Origin of the sequence: Pontibacter harenae (genome assembly GCF_020907245.1) — a bacterium.
Taxonomy (GTDB): domain Bacteria; phylum Bacteroidota; class Bacteroidia; order Cytophagales; family Hymenobacteraceae; genus Pontibacter; species Pontibacter harenae.
Genome location: NZ_JAJJWH010000011.1, coordinates 19,620 through 37,291, shown reverse-complemented (window position 1 = coordinate 37,291; position 17,672 = coordinate 19,620). Strand labels below are relative to the sequence as shown.

General features: G+C 43.7%; 9 protein-coding genes. 4 read left to right on the top strand and 5 right to left on the bottom strand.

All coding sequences use genetic code 11. The annotated features are described in order from the left end of the window. Nucleotides 1-209: 209 nt before the first annotated feature. A complete protein-coding gene (locus tag LN893_RS07950; protein WP_229969278.1) occupies nucleotides 210-1,427 on the top strand; it encodes a T9SS type A sorting domain-containing protein in 1,218 nt (405 codons plus the stop codon). Between the two features lie 106 nt (nucleotides 1,428-1,533). Here the strand turns inward: LN893_RS07950 and LN893_RS07945 are convergent, their stop codons facing one another. After that, entirely contained in the window at nucleotides 1,534-1,761 is a 228-nt protein-coding gene (locus LN893_RS07945) for a hypothetical protein (RefSeq protein ID WP_229969277.1), read from the bottom strand. A 277-nt stretch (nucleotides 1,762-2,038) separates the two neighbouring features. Between LN893_RS07945 and LN893_RS07940 the strand changes: the two genes are divergently transcribed. Beyond that, nucleotides 2,039-2,410, top strand: a complete 372-nt coding sequence (locus LN893_RS07940; RefSeq protein WP_229969276.1) for a hypothetical protein — start codon at nucleotides 2,039-2,041, stop codon at nucleotides 2,408-2,410. A 96-nt stretch (nucleotides 2,411-2,506) separates the two neighbouring features. Here LN893_RS07940 and LN893_RS07935 read toward each other — a convergent pair whose 3' ends face one another. After that, nucleotides 2,507-2,917 (bottom strand): response regulator, encoded by a 411-nt coding sequence (locus LN893_RS07935; RefSeq protein WP_229969275.1) that lies wholly within the window; start codon nucleotides 2,915-2,917, stop codon nucleotides 2,507-2,509. An 8-nt stretch (nucleotides 2,918-2,925) separates the two neighbouring features. Further along, nucleotides 2,926-6,270 carry a PAS domain-containing protein gene (locus tag LN893_RS07930; protein ID WP_229969274.1) on the bottom strand — a complete coding sequence of 1,115 codons (3,345 nt, stop codon included), beginning with the start codon at nucleotides 6,268-6,270 and terminating at the stop codon, nucleotides 2,926-2,928. A gap of 318 nt (nucleotides 6,271-6,588) precedes the next feature. Here LN893_RS07930 and LN893_RS07925 point away from each other — a divergent pair, with 318 nt between their 5' ends. Together LN893_RS07925 and LN893_RS07920 are read left to right on the top strand one after the other, a co-directional pair. Next, nucleotides 6,589-8,823: a heavy metal translocating P-type ATPase gene (locus LN893_RS07925; protein WP_229969273.1), complete on the top strand. Its 2,235-nt coding sequence runs from the start codon at nucleotides 6,589-6,591 to the stop codon at nucleotides 8,821-8,823. Between the two features lie 45 nt (nucleotides 8,824-8,868). Next, entirely contained in the window at nucleotides 8,869-9,078 is a 210-nt protein-coding gene (locus LN893_RS07920) for a heavy-metal-associated domain-containing protein (RefSeq protein WP_229969272.1), read from the top strand. A gap of 180 nt (nucleotides 9,079-9,258) precedes the next feature. Here the strand turns inward: LN893_RS07920 and LN893_RS07915 are convergent, their stop codons facing one another. Then, entirely contained in the window at nucleotides 9,259-10,278 is a 1,020-nt protein-coding gene (locus tag LN893_RS07915; RefSeq protein WP_229969271.1) for a PorP/SprF family type IX secretion system membrane protein, read from the bottom strand. A 6-nt stretch (nucleotides 10,279-10,284) separates the two neighbouring features. Next, a complete protein-coding gene (locus tag LN893_RS07910) occupies nucleotides 10,285-17,007 on the bottom strand; it encodes a DUF8696 domain-containing protein (RefSeq protein ID WP_229969270.1) in 6,723 nt (2,240 codons plus the stop codon). Between the last annotated feature and the right edge of the window lie 665 nt (nucleotides 17,008-17,672).

The following is a 17,672-nucleotide window of genomic DNA, read 5'->3' as shown; positions in this document are numbered from 1 at the left end:
TGTAACATTTTGAGCAATCCGCTGCCCGACTTTAACTTTTTTTTAACGTCTCCATACATCTTTCGCTACAGGGTAATAAGGCTGGCGCTGAGATGCTTACTCTTTTAACTTTTCTTTAACATACTTTAACAAGCCCTTAACTACAAGGTAGCAGGTAGGCTTGTAATTTTGGTACAGTACTTAACTTATTAGAATTAACTCTTATTAACATGAAAAAAGCCATACTTACTCATAATCGTTTTAAGCTCCTGCTGTTGCTCCTGCTTGTGCTGCCCTTGTATGTTATAAATGCCCAGGATTTGGAGAAGAAGATGCGGGTGAAAAAGATTACTACCATAAATGGTAAAATATCAGTGAAAGATACTACCATAAGTGCGTTAGATTATGCCGACAGAATAAGTGGCATAAAAGGATTACGAGTGGATACAGCGGCACTAAGTCGCTTATTTAGAGAGGTGCATATCTCGGACACGCTTTTGCTGCCGCGTATATCCAGGTCAGCTTTCATAATGCTAGACAGGGCTAGAATAGACACTTTAGTTTTTAAACGCTTACAGGGTTCAAGAATTTTAATTTCTGGTTCAGACACAATGGCCTTGGCAGGAAAACGAAAATCGTGGGAGGAAAAGTTGTTGTTCAAGTATAGCACCGCGGATTCTGCAGCTACTAATCATATACGTTTTAGAGTTATGAAACTAGACACGTTAAAGGCCTCCAGGTTAGATACCTTAAAAGTGTCTAGAAGAGGGGAGGGAGCCATTTTTGAAAGAACAGAACCCATAATAATTTTTAGAAGTCAACCAGGAGAAGGCAATATCATCAGGTTGAAGGCTGCCGAAGCGGGATTGTCGGCACTAAACCCCAAGAACATTGAACAAATTATCGTCCGAAAGAATGACAGTATACTGCCATTGGACTCTATGCTTGTATTACATGCTTCTAAAACCAAGTTTAAAATTACAACAGACGATAAAACAGGAGAGAAACACCTCATCCGTATTGATTCAGCAGGCAATGAACATGAGCTTAAGATGGATGTGCTGCAACTCAATAACAACCAGAGTACAATCGTCATCATACACAAGGCAACTGTAACCGACATAAATGCCGCCGATAAAGCATCGTTACAGGAAATGGGAAAATCGGTAGAAACAGGGGAGAAGAGCGAGTTACGGCTTAGCCATATTGATTTTTACCCGAACCCGAGCAGTGGCCGTCTTAACCTTGAGTTTGCATTAGAAGATAAAGGAAGTGCAACGATCCGAGTGCTGGATGGCCAGGGAAAGGAAATCTTTTCGGATAACTTAGATAGGCAGGAGGAAACGTATAGTAGAGAAATTGATATTTCTCAGTATGGCAGCGGCATGTACTTCCTGCAAATTGCACAGGGTAAGAAATACTTAACTAAAAAGATACTGGTGCAGTAAAAAATATAAAATTAGATTAGTATAAACTGGCAGAACCTGTGATTATCATAGGTTCTTACTTTTTAAAGCTCTTAAAAGATTTAGTTGCCAGTATTGCAGACTATACTTAATGGTGGTGATGGTGTCCATGATCATCATCGTTGTTTCTGAGGTTTACGATGGTACCAAGTGTGAAGAAAACAAACCAGCATATATACAAAGCCTCAAAATTTTGGATAGACTTGCCTATAATAACAAGAATAACATGTGCCACTAACGACATAATCATGCCTGTTGCAGAAACAAATTGGTAGGAGTTCATCTCCTGAGGATTGTATATCTTCGATAATTTCATGTTGTGCTGAATTTGTGGCTCCTATAACACTTGCAACTGCAAACTGGTGCCCTGCAGAGGGCAGTAAGTTTGGCAAAGATAAGTGTAGTGCATGGCTTTTCTTGTAAATGCAGAATTTTTGTAGGTTCGCTTTAGGTTTTTGTTCATAAGTCTTTAAGTCTAAAGCCAAAGTCTTAGTTGGTGTTGTACTTGGTTATCCTGGCAATACCTTACTCTTACTGAACATGTGGTGTTAGGAAGCGTATAGTCTAAAGTATAGAACTAATGAATCAGACTTATGGCAAACGAAGAAAATAAAAGAGATAGTGCTCCAAAGGGGCCAGAAAAAATAAATAACGACTACAACGAACGCATGACGATGGGTAACCATCCAGACCCTTCGGCCAAGCGTAATATTAGCCAGGATGGCTCAACTGAGCGTGCAGGACAGAAGGATAAGCTGGAAAATCTGCATATTGGTGGGAATGAAGCCACAGGATACGGTGCAAACGATAAAACAGACGTAGAATCTTTTGCTCAAGGTCCTGGTTTTGAGTACGAAGGCAGTGATACCGCCATGGATGATAGCGTGAATGGTATACGGACAGGTGACCAACCTTTTGGCGAAGACCAAACAAAATCAGATGATGCTGACCATGGCAGACGCTAAGGCTGCAATGGCACATGAAATTACAATAAGAGTAAAAACGGAAAAGCACAGGCGTTAGTTATAACCTGTGCTTTTCCGTTTAACTGTCTGAGCAGTTTAAGCCATTATAAACTCGTCTTTTATGAATTCAAGTATTTCTGGTGAAAGGGGTTTAGAAAAGAACTCCTTTACTTCCTCATGGCTTTTAGCAGAAACGATGTCTTTACGGTCTACAGCAGACGAAAGCATAAATAAGCAACATTTCTTTGTCGCAGCCTCAGGTAACTTACGATACTCGTCAATAAAAGACCAGCCGTCCATGCCTGGCATATTTATATCCAGAAAAATAAGGTCTGGAAAAGCTGCAGGAGATTCTGAAACTGCGTTCTTTAGAAACTCCAATGCCTCTTCGGCCCACTGAAAGCTAATGACTTCATCAGCAAATTTTTCTGTTTTAATGATACTTTCGCAAACAAAGTTGTTTACTTGGTCATCATCTATAAGTATTACTCTTTTTAACGTGCTCATTACTACACTTAGTTTTTAAAAAAGATACTAAAAGTAGTACCTACTCCTACTTGGCTTTCGACCTCAACCCTGCCGCCCAACAGTTCTGCCTGAGTCTTTACCAGGTGTAGCCCTAGCCCCTTTCCTTCTATATTAGGATGAAACCGTTTATACAGTCCAAAAACCTTTTCTTTTTCTCTTGCAAGATCAATACCAAGACCATTGTCGCTTACGGTGAGGCAAATATAGTTAGGAAGAGTGAAAGTTTTAAGTTGTAACTGTAATTTTCTGTCTGGAGAGCGATATTTTACGGCATTTGTAATAAGATTTTGCATTATACTTTGCACATAACTACGAATAGTTACCACACTGGGCGCCGCATTAAAATCACTGTTTAGGTAAATTTCTTCTAAACTTACATCAGTTCTTACACTGGTAGCAATATGCTCCAGCACCTGCTTAAAGTGTACCTCCTCCTGTACTTTATTTATTTCGGATCTAACAGTTAATATGTCGTTTAAATCTTTTATTGTAGAATCTAAAAGCTCTGCAGAGGTAGCCAGGTTATCAATCACCTTACTATTCATCATCTCATTGCCGTTCTGCCGATCATAAATAGAAGTAAGGCCAAGTATATTTGCGATGGGTGCCCTCAGGTTATGAGATACAATGTAGGCAAACTGCTGTAAGTTTTTGTTTTGTCTTAGCAGCTCATCCGTAAGCTCATTTCGTTTGGCCTCAATCTTCTTGTTATGCGTAATATCTGCTGCAGATCCATCAGAACGCACAAACCTTCCGTGTTCATCTAAAACTGGAGAGATTCGAAGTTGCATCCACTTTGCTTCATTGTGCTTGTTCACAATTCGGACAGCAAAGCTTTGCCGTCTGCCCAGTTTAAGGTTTGGCTTTACCTGCTTTTCAATGATTTTATGGTCTTTTTGGTGAATGATTTTGAGCCACAACTGCCCATCACCCAGAAAATCTTCTTCTTTGTAACCTGTCAGTTCAAAGCATTGCGGGCTGATGTAAGTGATACTTCCTTCTGCGTTCGTGGAAAATACAATCTCAGGAATATTTTCTAGCGTTGTCTGAAGCAAGTTTTTTGCCTCCGTTACATCACGTTCTGCCTGCTTGCGGTCGGTAATGTCCTGTACTGAGCCCGATAGCTTTACAGCCTTACCAGTATCATCGCATACAATTTCTGCAACTTCGTAAATATTGCGTATGCTGTTGTCAGTGCACACAATCCTGTACTCCAACTGCATAAGCGATTGCTGCTTTACGGTATCCTCAAAAGCCTGAATAACTGCATTACGATCTTGTGGATGAGCGAAAGCCGCTTTACTTAAAAATGTAGGCCTAAAGCTTTCTTTGTCAACGCCGTAGATGCTATAAACTCCATCCGACCAAGTTAAGATATCTCGCATTAGATCGTACTCCCAATTGCCTAGGTTTGCCAATTGCTGTGCACGGGCTAACTGTAGCTGGCTTCTTTTTATTATTTCTAAGGCCTGCTTTTGCTCAGATATATCATGAATACTAAGCGACACGGCCAGCACGTCGCCATTATTGCCAAACACAGGCCTAAAAGCAACCTCGTGCCAAAATTCGCCCTGCCCAGTTTCGTAGATGGTGGTTTTGCCTTCCAGCGCATTTGTATGGTTTTGCAGGGTTGATTTTATCATTTCCCCATCCAGGAAGTGCATGATGCTTTCACCTACTACCAAATCCTTTAGTAAGAACTGTTTTACATCAGAGGCAGCCACTGAGTTGAAAGAAACAATTTTAAGGTCTTTATCGAGCAAGTAAATGGCTTGTGGAGAGCTGTTAAGTAAGGCGCGAAGGTTTGCCTCACTGTTCATTAGCTGGCTTTGAGCTTCTTTCTGTTTTGTGATGTCAATCAGAGTTCCATTCCAAACGATTACCTTATTTTCCTTTAGCGTTGGCAAGCCGTGGCCTCTAATCCAAATCCATTTGTGCAACACAGAGTTCCAGAACCTATATTCTACCTCCCAAGGGGTAAGCTCCTGGTAAGAATGCTGTATGGTGGCCTCTACGTATGCTAAATCTTCTGGGTGAATATGGTTGCTTATTACGTCGGAGTTTTGGTATGCTTCTTCAGGGTTTAGACCATATAAACTTTTTATACCCTCGCTCAGGAAGATATAGGCTTGCTTACCGTTTTGATCTCTGTAGAACTGGTACACTGCTCCTGGTATGCTGGAGCTAATCTCTCTAAGCTGCTGCTCGTTGCGTTTTAGCATCTCCAGCATTCGCACCTGGTCGTCTACATTAAGGGCAGCTTCTAAGCGTGGGTGTAGGCCCTCATTTTCAGGTAAAGCGTGAGATCTGACTTCTACTGTTAAAGTACTGCCATCTTTTCTTCTGTGGCGTATCCTGCCACTGCCATCTACTCCCTTGTCTGATGTTCCGTTTCGGTGCCGCAGTACCGATACTTCCTCCACAGGCGAGATGGCATCCAGTGTAGTTTCTAAAAATTCATCGCGCGTGTAGCCATATTCTTTAATGGCGGCTTGGTTGACTTCTAAAAATTTAAGGGTTTGCTGATCATACACCCAAATAGGCAGTGGGTTTGTATCGAATAGCATCTTGTACTCGCGCTGGCTTTCGCTTAAGGCCTTTGATAGCTGTTGTCGTTCCTGAATTTCCATTTGCAGCACCAGGTTATCACGCTTAAGCTGCTTAAAAATCCGACGAATAAACAGGCCAGCTGCAAGGGCTAAAACTAGTATAAGCACCAAAAGCGCATTATAAACTTTTACGGCATAGCTTACAGCGTCTACGGCATCCTTCCCGCTCTTGTGCATAGACTCCTGTATGCTTTTACCCAAATTCGAAATTAGCGTTTGGTGTACATCGTAGGCTGGCGTAAAGGTAGAATCATTGAAAGAGGCTGCCTTTTGTTGCCTGCCCTGGCGGCTATAGGCAATAAGATTGCGGAGGTGCCTGTAATACTGCTTGCGTTCCCTCACAAACCTTTGCAACAGTATTTGCTGATTACCTTCCTCTATCTGTGGGCGTAGTTGCTCTAATGTGGTTTGGCTGAGTTGTATTCTTCGCTCAATTTCTTGCTCATATCGGTGCTTTAGAAGCGCATCTGTGGTAGATACATGTGCCTGTGACGTGTGTTGGATGGCATCTTCATGATGACCTACCGCATGGATCAGCTCCAGCTTCTTCAGATCATCGGAAACCAGGCTGTTATAGTTGTCCTGAACGTTTCGTGCACTGATAAAGGAAAATATACTTACCGAGAGCAGTGCCACCAACAAAATACTGAAGGCAATGGTGATGTATCGTATCGTTTGGTTACTGCTGGTCGCTGCAAAAAGGCTACTCTTCTTAAATTTCATCTACGTCAGCGTTAAAGAAGTACAAAGGCTTGCAGCTCTCAGAGTGCAAAACATCATCAGATGTGTAGAAAAAGCTTTTACTACTTGATTCCTTCACAAGCTACGGCCTAAGCCATTCTTGTAATATCAAAATTCTAACTGATTTAGTTCCATGTCTTAGTGTGTGTGGCAGGTACTTTTTCTGTTAGTAGCTGTTAGTAAAAGAGATAAAGGTGTCTTGTTTAGCTAAAAAAATGTAAGCTTTAGGAAGAAATGTATAACAGGTAGCGATACGTTGAACTGTACCTTTGTAAAGACAAAAACAGTAAAAGAAAACCTATGGAAACTGCTGTAGAGAAAAAATATAAGAAGTCTACCTTTCCTGTAGAAGGTATGTCTTGTGCCTCATGCGCAGCGAGCATAGAAAGCATGCTGCGTACCAAAGAGGGAGTGCAGGAGGCAAATGTAAACTTTGCTGGCAAAACAGTGCAAGTTGCCTATGAGCCTGCTACCGTAACACCTGCTCAATTGCGTGAAACGGTGCAGGAAATAGGCTTCGACATGCTGATAGATAAGCAAACGGAGGAAGAACTGGAGGAGCGACATCAAGCCAGCCTGGATAAGCTAAAACGCAAAACAATAGTAGCAGGTATTTTGGCCCTGCCTGTGTTTGTGTTGGGCATGTTCTTTCACGATGCCTTTGTGGGCATAAACTGGGTGATGCTGCTGTTTACGGCACCTGTGTTGCTATGGGCTGGGCAAAGTTTTTTTGTAAATGCCTGGAATCAGGCGAAGTTTTTCCGTGCCAACATGGATACGCTGGTGGCGCTAAGCACTGGTATAGCTTTTATCTTCAGTGTGTTTAATACGGTGTACCCACACTTCTTTATGAGCCGTGGACTGATGCCGCACGTGTACTACGAAGCGGTGGCCGTTATTATAGCATTTATACTGCTGGGTAAATACTTAGAGGAAGGTGCAAAAGACAGAAGCTCTGCTGCCATAAAAAAACTGATGGGACTTCAACCTAAAACGGTTAGGGTATTGCGCAATGGTGGCGAACTAGAGATTAAAGTTGAAGAAGTGGCTGTAGGCGACAGGGTTGTGTTGCTGCCAGGTGACCGTGTGCCAGTAGACGGCGAAGTAGTAGCTGGTACCTCTTTTATTGATGAAAGTATGCTGAGCGGAGAACCGCTGCCTGTTAAGAAAGAGCCAGGTAGTAAGCTCTTCGCAGGTACCATCAACCAGAAAGGCAGTTTGCAACTGATAGCAGAGAAAACAGGTGGCGAAACTATGCTGGCACACATTATAAAAATGGTGCAGGAGGCACAGGGAAGCAAAGCGCCTGTTCAGAAGCTAGTGGATAAAATTGCAGGCATTTTTGTGCCTGTGGTACTGGGTATAGCCCTGCTTACGCTAGCTGCCTGGCTTATTTTTGGTGGAGAGGCTTACTTAACGGAAGCTTTATTGTCCATGATATCGGTACTTGTTATTGCTTGCCCTTGTGCGCTGGGTTTGGCAACACCTACAGCTATTATGGTAGGTGTAGGCAGAGGTGCCGAAAACGGTATTCTTATAAAAGATGCGGAGAGCTTAGAAAGAGCGCATCAGCTGGATGCTATTATTCTGGATAAGACAGGAACCATTACAGCAGGTGAACCAACCGTGACAGATGTAGTTTGGGCTGAAGGTGTGGCAGAGCAGGAGCGCCTGGAACAATTATTTTTCTCTATGGAGGCACAATCTGAGCACCCAATAGCACAGGCAGTGTATACATTCTACAAAGACAAGGGTTTGCAGGCTATACAACCAAGTTACTTTAATAGTCTGACAGGGCTTGGGGTAGAAGCTGATTTCGGAACTGAAAGGTACTTTACTGGAAATGAGAAATTGGTGAAGAGGCAAGGTGTGCAAATTTCCCAATCCCTGATTCAGGAGGCTAGAAGGCTACAGGAGCAGGCCAAAACGGTTATATTTTTTAGCAACGAAGCCAAAGTGTTGGCCGTGTTTGCGGTAAGTGATCCTATAAAGCCGAGTGCCGCAGCGGGAATAAAGGCTATGCAGGAAGTAGGGTTGGAGGTGTATATGCTGACGGGAGACAATAGCCAAACTGCAGCTGCAGTAGCCAAACAAACTGGTATCAAACACTTTCAGGCAGAGTTGTTGCCACAAGACAAAGCCACTTTTGTTCAAAAGCTGCAGGCAGAAGGTAAAAAAGTGGCCATGGCGGGAGACGGTATAAACGATGCTCAAGCTCTGGCTACAGCCGATATCAGTATTGCGATGGGGCAGGGAACAGATGTGGCCATGGATGTGGCAGGGATTACGCTCATGCGCTCCGACCTGACCCAAATAGCTGCAGCGGTTAAGTTATCACAAGCTACAGTCAGGACAATACGCCAGAACCTGTTTTGGGCCTTTTTCTATAACGTAATCTGTATTCCTGTGGCAGCTGGCTTGCTGTACCCTTTCACAGGCTTTTTGCTAAGTCCGATGTTGGCTGGAGCAGCCATGGCGCTAAGTTCTGTCTCGGTGGTTGGTAACAGCTTGCGGTTAAGAACTCAAAAACTATAAGTTGAAATCAGAAGTAAATAATTATTTAAATCAAATTAGAGAAGTATGAAAACCTATAAATTCAAAACAACTATAAACTGTGGAAGTTGTGTAAAAGCAGTGACACCTCATTTAAATAAACTGGAAGGAGTAGAGGAGTGGAAAGTGGATACAGACAACCCTGATAAAGTGTTGGAAGTAACAACAGATTCTCTGGATGCTCAAACCATCAAAGGAACGGTTGAAAAAGCGGGCTTTAAAGCGGAACAACTATAAGTTGTAAGTAACAAGCTAAAAGAAGCTAGTTTATAAAAAGGTTCTAAAATATGGATATTCAGATTTTAATATCATTAAGTGAATCTTTAATACTTGATTATGAGTATAATGGATTAAGTTAGCAAGTAGCATTGAGCAGCGGAACGGTACCTGGTATTGTTCCGCTGCTCTCTTTTATGCTTACCACGCCCACTGAGGGCAGATCACTTTGTTGGCGTTAATCAATTTAAAACCGACAACTACTTCATGGCTTCCAGCACTAACCATTCCTAAGGGAGAGGTGCTGGCATCGTAAGAGTAGGCGACATCCATCAAAGGGCTGAGGTTTATGCCTGCCATAGCTGTTACAGATTCTTTGTGCCTGTACGAGGCGCCTGCCCAAACTCTGTCTGAATAGATGGCTTTTACGGTAGCGTCTACTGAGGCAGGGCTGGGTTCTGCCATTTTAACCATAACAGAAGGAACAAGCGCAAAGCCTGGTGCCAAGTCCAGGCGGTACCCTGCAGTGGCATAGTAGTGCTTTTGGAGGGCACCCGTATTGTCGCCTACTGTGTTCCTGATAGTTATCAGGTCTCTTTTGCTAGGCACCAGTTGTGCGCCTGCAACACCTATGTAAAACTCCCGTGAGTACAGCCAAAGACCCATGTTCAAATCAAACTTCGTTTCATTTACCCGGCCATCCGAAAGGGCTGGATCGTTGCCTTGCACTACCCTTACCGAGGTTGGGTCTAGCCTGTACTGTATGAAGCCAGGTGAAACCCCTGCTGAAAGACGGGTGGTTTTGCTGACAGGTAAATGATAGGCATAGCTCATGCTAAAGCTGCTGCGCTTTAAGGTACCTGTTTGCGTGCTCATGGCCATAGCGCCAATACCGTGGTGTGGCCGAAGCCTGCGGTGTACGTTTGGGCGCTTCGTGCTTGCCTCCTTTGCTACAGTTCCTGTTCTTCTGCCTCTATACGTTGGAGTAATCTCTTTCATAATAGGCATGTGCATGGTGGCGTAGTAAGATTTAGGCGCACCCTCCAGGCCCGACCATTGGTGGCGCATACCGAATTTTAAATCGGCATAATCTTCTATACCCGTTATAGCCGGGTTTAGTAGGTAGTTGTTTAGCGTGTACTGCGAGTACTGTGGCTTCTGTTGAGCAAACACTTGGCTTGCAGAGATAAGCGTAATGGCTAAGGCTAAAAGTTTTTTCATCGACTCTTATTTAACAATAGTTACACTGCCTGAAAGTGGCTTTTCGTTTTTATCTAGGTAAATGATGTAGTAATAAGTGGCCATTGGAAGGTCTTGCCCATTGTAGCGTCCGTTCCAAGTTTCTTTATAGCCTTCGGAGTTGAATACCATAGTACCCCATTGGTTAAATACCTGCACCTTGCAATTAGGATAATCTTGCAGGTACTTGATCTCCCAACTGTCGTTGAAGCCGTCGCTGTTTGGTGTAAAGGTGTTCGGCACATCTACCAGTGGCAGAACTATTACCGTCACCTCGTCTGTCGAAACGCAACCAGTTTCGCCGACCACAGTTACAGAATACGTAGTTGTAACCTCTGGCTTCACGAGTTGTGTGGCCGACGTAACATCTGTGATGCCTGGTGCAGGCTCCCATCGGTAGCTAATACCGCCGCTTGCTGTAAGAGTTACTGCTTTACCTAGCAAAACCGTAATATCTTCGCCTGCATTGGCCGACGGTTGTGTTACATACACCTGTACTGCTCTGCGCTCGCTTGCACACGAAAGGCTTACTTCCTGCACGTAATAAACAGTGTTATGCTTAAGTGCAGTCGTAACAAAGTTTTCGCCTACATGAATTGGTAAGCCTCCTGTAGCCTCTGTAAACCATTCTATTCTGCCTCCTGTGCCTTTAGCCTGAAGTGTGGCTGGTGAATTGTAGCAAGTTGTAACCGCCGAGGCTACAGGAACAGGCACTAAGGCCTTAACTGTTACCAGAACAGGAGAGCTGACAGAAACATCACACGATTCTGATTTCACAATTCGTCTGAACCAGGTAGTTTGGGTTAACACACCAGGGCTATAGTTGCTGGCGTTGTTTACGCCTGCCGCCAGATTAAAGCCGCTATTCGGACCACTGGTGCTGCTTTCCCAAGTATAGCTCAGGCTTCCGCTACCGCCAGCAGGAGTTGAGGCTGTTAGCGCAGCTGGTTGTGTGCCAAAGCAGATGGTTTGGTTTGAGCTTGTAATCTTGTTGTTCGTGATGGCAGGCGCAACAGCTACAAGTATAATGTTACTGGTGGCTGCATATGGGCCAGAAGTAACCACACGTCTGTACCAGGTGTTCTGGTTTACAGGAGCAGGTTCAAAGTTCTGTTGATCGTTACCTTTGCCTTGTGCTGTTACAAACACACCGTGAATTCCCGTCGTAGAGCTTTCCCAACGGTAAATCGGTGCATCATCTCCTCCTGTTGGCACAGTGCCTTCGAGTAGGGCAGGCGTGCTGCCGATACATACTGTCTGGTCCGCCGTTATAATGTTGTTCGTGATTTCAGCAATTACTTTTATCTCTACTACATTCGAAATCACCTCACAGTCACCTGACATTACCACTCTTCTGAACCAGGTCGTTACATGCAGGCCACCCTGGAAGACATAGTCTTTTTCAGAGTTGGCACCGCTTGCTGTTGTGAAGGTTTTATTTGCACCCTCATCGGTACTGAATTCCCAACGGTAGGTGTAGTGGCCGTTGCCTCCAGAGATCGGTTTTGTGGTTAGTCCTGTTAGCGTAGCTGGCTTCGTGCCTTTGTATACACTTTGGTCAGCCTTTATTTCATAATTTGCTATCGGGTCGTTTACTGCTATTTTGACAGGCTCCGAGATAAAGGAACAACCTCCTGCAAACACAGTCCTGCGGAACCAGGTATCCTGCTGCAGGGCCTGCGGCTGGTATGAACCATTTGCACGGTTGTTAGTGCCAGGTGCTATTCTGTAGCTGCCAGCTTGGCCCGTGGTGCTGTATTCCCACACATACTCAAAAGAGCCTTGTACATTTCCTGAAGGGGTAAGGCCAGTAAGCTGGGAAGGGGTAGCGCCACTGCATATATCCGTTTCCTTGGCGAAAATTATGTTGTTTTCCAGGTACATTACATCAACCAGCACTGGTTCGCTAACAATGCTCACACAAGAGCCGTCTTGTACAGTGCGTCTGAATAAGGTTGGACCAGTTAAAGTACTTTTGTGGATATAGTCTTTTGCATCTTTCGAGGTAGAAACAACCTGATAGCTTTGGCCATTGTTCGTGCTCATCTCCCAAACATAAGTCGGAGAACCGCTACCACCTGTAGGTGTAGAAGCCGTGAACACTATTAGGGAGATATTAGCGCATACTAACGGTGTGTTGGTGCTGATAGTGTTGTTATCTAGCTTGTCATACACTCTTACACGTATTGCTGTGCGTGGACTTACACAACCATTGGCATTGATAGCTTCTACATAAAAAGTTGCATCGCTGTAAAGTGCTTGAACTGTGGTATAGATGCTTTCGGTGCCTCTATGCAGTAGGTTGTTGTTACTATCGTACCAGTTGAACTGCATACCGTTGCTTCCAATAACTTCCAAAGTGGCCTGTATGCCATAGCAAACTGGTTCTACTCTTGTAACAGGTGCTGTAGGGAGTGGGTGTATAACAACTTCTACCTCATTAGAAGAAACAGTACAAGCTCCAGAAATTACAGTTCTGCGGAACTTTGTGGTTTCGGTAAGGTTGCTAGGAGTGTATCCTGGGGCGTTTTGAGCATTTTTGATAACTTCAAAAGGCCTGTTGTTCGTGCTATATTCCCAGATGTAGGTATAATTTACACCATCACCGCCAGTAGCTGGCTCGCCGCCTAAGGTGCTTATTTCGTCACCAATACATCTTTCCTGTGAGCCTGTAATCGTATTTACCACCATAGGAGTAACCGTTACAGTAACAATGTTACTTGTGCTGATGGCGCAGTCGCCAGACAGAACGACTCTTCTGTAAGAAGTGCCATTGACTACATTGCTTACCTGAAGGTCTTTTGTAGTAGTGCCACGGCTGTTAGGTACCTCAATAAAGTCTCCTCCAGTTACACGCGCTTCCCAGTAGTAAGTATAGGCGTAACTGCTGCCTTCATAACCTCCTGCAGGATTTTCACCTGTAATAGTCAAGGATTCGCCTTCGCATATAGGCTGTACATTGTTCAAAACATTATTAGTGATAGCAGGTATAACCGTTACTTTCACCACATTACTCTCCACCTCAGTACAACCTCCTGACGAAGCCATGCGCTTGAACCAGGTGTCTTCTGTTAATGCGCCAGCTTGATAGCTCTCCACGTTACTGTCAGAAATCTCTTCGAAACCTGTATTGTGGGTGCGCTTAAACCAGCGATAAGTATACTGTCCGTTTCCGCCAGCTATGGTGCCGTTTATTGCTGCTGGGGTTTGGTTAGCACAGATAGTGGCTACTGGTGCAATTTCGTTTTTAGTAATGGCAGGTATAACGACAACCTCTACTGTGTTAGATTCTATTTCACATCCTGCTGAATAAACGATTCTTTTAAACGAAACAGGTCCAGTTACAAGCGCATCTCTAGATTCGTAAGTAGCATTGGTAGCTCCGGCTATTGTTTCAAAGTCTGTGCCGTTGATGCTTCTCTTCCAGGTGTAGGTGTAAGAGCCAGCTCCTTTGCCACCTTCTGGTTCGCTTCCTGTTATGGTAACTTTATTGCCTGCGCAAACAGGATCTACTGCATCTAGCATGTTGTTGGCAAGGGCAGGATAAACAATTACGTCTACTTCTTGGCGTTGGCTTGTACAGTTGTTTAGTACAGCTTCGGCGTAGTAAATGTAAGTACCGCTTTCAGTAAAGCTTGGTTCAAATACCTTGCCTGTGGCTACTAAATCGCCTGCCTGGTTGTACCAGTTGTAGTTTTGCGTGGTTCCTTCTGCAACTAAAGTTGCCATGCCTGGTCCGCAGATAGGTGCCGTTTTGATAACAGGTCGGGCTATCTCGGGCCTCACAACAACACTAACCTTTGTGCGCGGACTGCTGGCACAAGCATTTTCGCCAACCAGTTCTACATAAAAATCTGTTGATTTTGTTAGTAAGGCTGTTTCGAAGCCACTGCCGCTAGGTATAGAAGCAAGCAAGGTGCCGCCGTTTTGCTTGTCATACCAGTTTAGTGTTCCGTTTTCGGAATTTACAGTTAACGTAGTGCTGGTGTTGTAGCAAAGTTCTGGTGTGGCTAATGCTATTGGTGCGGCTGGCAATGGCTTCACCTGTACCTGTATCTGATCGGTGGTGAAGCAGGTACCTGTATAGTAGGTGTAGGTAACAGTAAAGGTGCCTACTGCGTCAGGCGTAAAGGTGCCATCTTCTGTTACATGTTCAGAACCGCTCCACTTGCCGCCAAATGGGTAGCCTTTCAGTACAAAAGCGCCACTATTCAAGCAAATAGGTTCTACTTCTTCTGCGTCGGCAATCATCACATCCGTTACTGTTACCGACATCTGGTCAGCATTGGTACAGCCTTTGGCATCGGTGTAGGTATAAGTAAGTTCGAAAACACCTTTCCCGTTTGGTACAAAAGTACCATCGGCACTAACATTTTCTCCAGACCATACGCCACCAGCAGGGCTGGCTTGTAGTTTGAAAGGTGTAGGCTCATCGCAGACTACCTGGTCAGGTCCTGCACTTACTTCTGGCAACGGATTTACGACCACCGTAACAGTGGTTGTACTGCTGCAGCCTGTCTCTGAGTTATAGCCTGTAACGGTATAAGTAGTAGTCTCTGTAGGAGAGGCTGTAACTTCATTGCCAGTGGTTGCGCTAAGGCCCAGTGCTGGTTCCCAGGTATAAGTGTCGGCTCCTGCTGCGGTTAAAGTTGCGCTTCCCTGGCCAAAGCATATTTCTGGCGTGGAGCTGCTTACAGTTACTTTTGGCAACTCGTGCACCACTATTGTTATAGAGGCTGTAAAGCTACAGCCTGTAGTGGTGTTTGTGCCTGTAACTGTATAGGTAGTAGTAGCCGTTGGCTTAACTGTAACTTTGCTGCCTGTCGTCACGCTTAAGCCATTTGCCTGCTGCCAAGTATAAGTGTCAGCACCTGACGCGGTAATGGTGATGGACTCACCTATGCATATTGCTTCTTTAGGAGCCGTAAGTGATACTTCAGGAAGTGGGTTTATTTTTATTTTCTGTACTGCAGGAGCTGAAGCACCACATTCGTTTATGGCAACAACAGAAACTTCGTATTCACCAGGCTCTGTAAAAGTAATGCTCGGGTAAGCAGAAGCTTGATCGGTGTTATTCTGGTATGTTACTTCTCCAGGGCCTGTTACCGACCAGATATAGCCTGTTATGGTGCCTAAATTGGAGTTGTAAACAGGAGTATGGCTGCTGTTGTCTGGGCCAAAACTTATGGTTGTTGGTGTGCAATAAACTGCTGGTGCGGTTGGTAAAATGGCGGTAGGCTTTCCTATAATTGTAATTGTTTTCTCTACGGTACTCGTAGGGCTACAGCCATTTTCTGCCAACAGTGTTATGATATAAGAGCCTGGCTCGGTAAAATTAAATTCTGGTTCTCTAGAGGCGGCTGAGGACCCCGAGGCAAAGCTCCATCCGCTCGTTTCTTTACCAGCGTCTGTTTTCACGCTCCAGGTGAAGGACAAGTTTTCTCCTTCCGAAGTGTTTGATACTCCTATGCTGCTGGGGCTACACTGCGGCTCCTGTAAATTTGTAAAGTTGAAGGCGGCTTTAGGAGGCGCTACAATAGTAATTGTCTTCTCTTTAAAGCTACCAGAGCACTTTGAGTTAGGATCAAGCGGATCAACTTCAATTTTTATAGTATAGCTACCTGGTTCATTAAATATAATAGTTGGTCTAGCCAAACTCATGCTACTGTTGGGGGCAACGCTCCAACCTGTTTCAGGAAAAATGCTCCATTTTCTTCTGTACCTGTCTGTGCCTGTAGAGGAGTCGAAGCCGCTGTTAGAATTATCCTGAAAAGTAATGCTGTGGCCCACGCAGGCACTTTCTGCGCTGGCTGCGAAGTCGGCCTCTGGTCCTTTAGAGACACGATTGCCCGTAAACGTGTGGACGTCTGTAAAACATGGGTTAGATACTGTAACGGTAAGTGTATATCCCTGTGGCTTTCCCTTAGATGGTTCCAAAAACTCATGGAGAACGACTTTCTGCTCAACTAACTCTTTGTGCGTGTAAGTAATAGGGTCTGTGCCATCATCAAAATGAAAGGTATAGGTTGTGTTATCTGTGTTATTTTCTATGCCCTCTACAATGTATTGGAAGGTAACTGGGGCACAGTCCACTGTGTTTCCAGATAACTTTAGACCAAAAGCAGGGTTACTGCCTATGAAAACTTTCTTTTCGATAGGTATGCCAGTACAACCGCCTTCTCCAGTAGCTGTAATCTTTAAAATGTAGGTTCCTTTTGCGGTATACGTATGCTTTGCAGTCTCATAGCTCTGACCTAGGTTTTCAGTCTTGCCATCACCCCAATCCACAAAGTATCCTGTGTTAGTTGCCTTTGTTTTTGATATGTTAAAGATTTCCAGATCAAAAGTGGCGCCTGTTCCTGCGCTGCTACAGTACGTAAAGTCCCAGTAAGGGTCTTCTATACTGGCATCAGGCTGGCTAGCTACTGTAACCACTTCGGAAGTGCCTGTACAACCATCGGCTGTAGTGGTTTTTACCCAATAATTACCCGCCTGTGTTACGGTTATAGATGGCGTTGTGGCACCGTTCGACCATTCATACCTGGCGGCTTCTGTCGCAGTTAGTGTTACATCACCTTGCTGGCACAGGAGTAAAGACCCTGAGGTTACGGTTATAATAGGCTGGCAATCTTGGGCAAAGGCACTAGAGGTACCTGGCATACTCAGCAAAATGAGAAGTATGGCATACATGCGCAGTAAATATGGCTTCATGGCTAAAAGCAGTAAAAGTTTACTATATAGTTAGTTTTTGAAAGTTGACTTAGCTTTTCATATGAACAGAGGCTGTAACTATAGCTTGACCTGTATGAAAAACTGATTTAGTAGCTTAAATATGAATATTGTAGTATTTAATATGTGTAAAACTGTAGTTTATTTATTGGGGTAATAAGCATAAGTTCATAAAAATAATATTGCATAATTTAAATAAAGCTTGCTTTGTGTATTAATAGCTTGTGATTATTAAAATACAATTTGTTTAGGTCTGATCACGGCTCTAAACTAGTGATTAATATAGAATTGATAAAGGTTTTGTACTTGTAATGAAGAAAAAAAGGAAGATTTAATTACAAGTTCTTATGAGGGAGGAGTAAGATATTGTTAATGTTTTATGTTATATTATTTTAATATAAAAACTTATATAGTGTTTAAACGTTAAACCTGTGAATAACAAGAAGCTGAATTTAATTTAAACAATAAAGTTGTTGTAGTTGGTAGCCTAATATTCAAAAGTGCTAATTGTTGTAAGTACATTGATGTAATATCATATACTTTATATATAATAAATGTTAAATATATAAATTTGGTGGTTATGTAAGTTTTGAAGAATTATAACTTACTTGTTTATAGGTATATATCGATACATTTTATTAGAAAAT

What these genes read in the sequence shown, in the direction of transcription:
- LN893_RS07950 (WP_229969278.1), top strand. Translation starts at nt 210, where the DNA reads ATGAAAAAAGCCATACTTACTCATAATCGTTTTAAGCTCCTGCTGTTG.
- LN893_RS07945 (WP_229969277.1), bottom strand. Translation starts at nt 1,761, where the DNA reads ATGAAATTATCGAAGATATACAATCCTCAGGAGATGAACTCCTACCAA.
- LN893_RS07940 (WP_229969276.1), top strand. Translation starts at nt 2,039, where the DNA reads ATGGCAAACGAAGAAAATAAAAGAGATAGTGCTCCAAAGGGGCCAGAA.
- LN893_RS07935 (WP_229969275.1), bottom strand. Translation starts at nt 2,917, where the DNA reads ATGAGCACGTTAAAAAGAGTAATACTTATAGATGATGACCAAGTAAAC.
- LN893_RS07930 (WP_229969274.1), bottom strand. Translation starts at nt 6,270, where the DNA reads ATGAAATTTAAGAAGAGTAGCCTTTTTGCAGCGACCAGCAGTAACCAA.
- LN893_RS07925 (WP_229969273.1), top strand. Translation starts at nt 6,589, where the DNA reads ATGGAAACTGCTGTAGAGAAAAAATATAAGAAGTCTACCTTTCCTGTA.
- LN893_RS07920 (WP_229969272.1), top strand. Translation starts at nt 8,869, where the DNA reads ATGAAAACCTATAAATTCAAAACAACTATAAACTGTGGAAGTTGTGTA.
- LN893_RS07915 (WP_229969271.1), bottom strand. Translation starts at nt 10,278, where the DNA reads ATGAAAAAACTTTTAGCCTTAGCCATTACGCTTATCTCTGCAAGCCAA.
- LN893_RS07910 (WP_229969270.1), bottom strand. Translation starts at nt 17,007, where the DNA reads ATGAAGCCATATTTACTGCGCATGTATGCCATACTTCTCATTTTGCTG.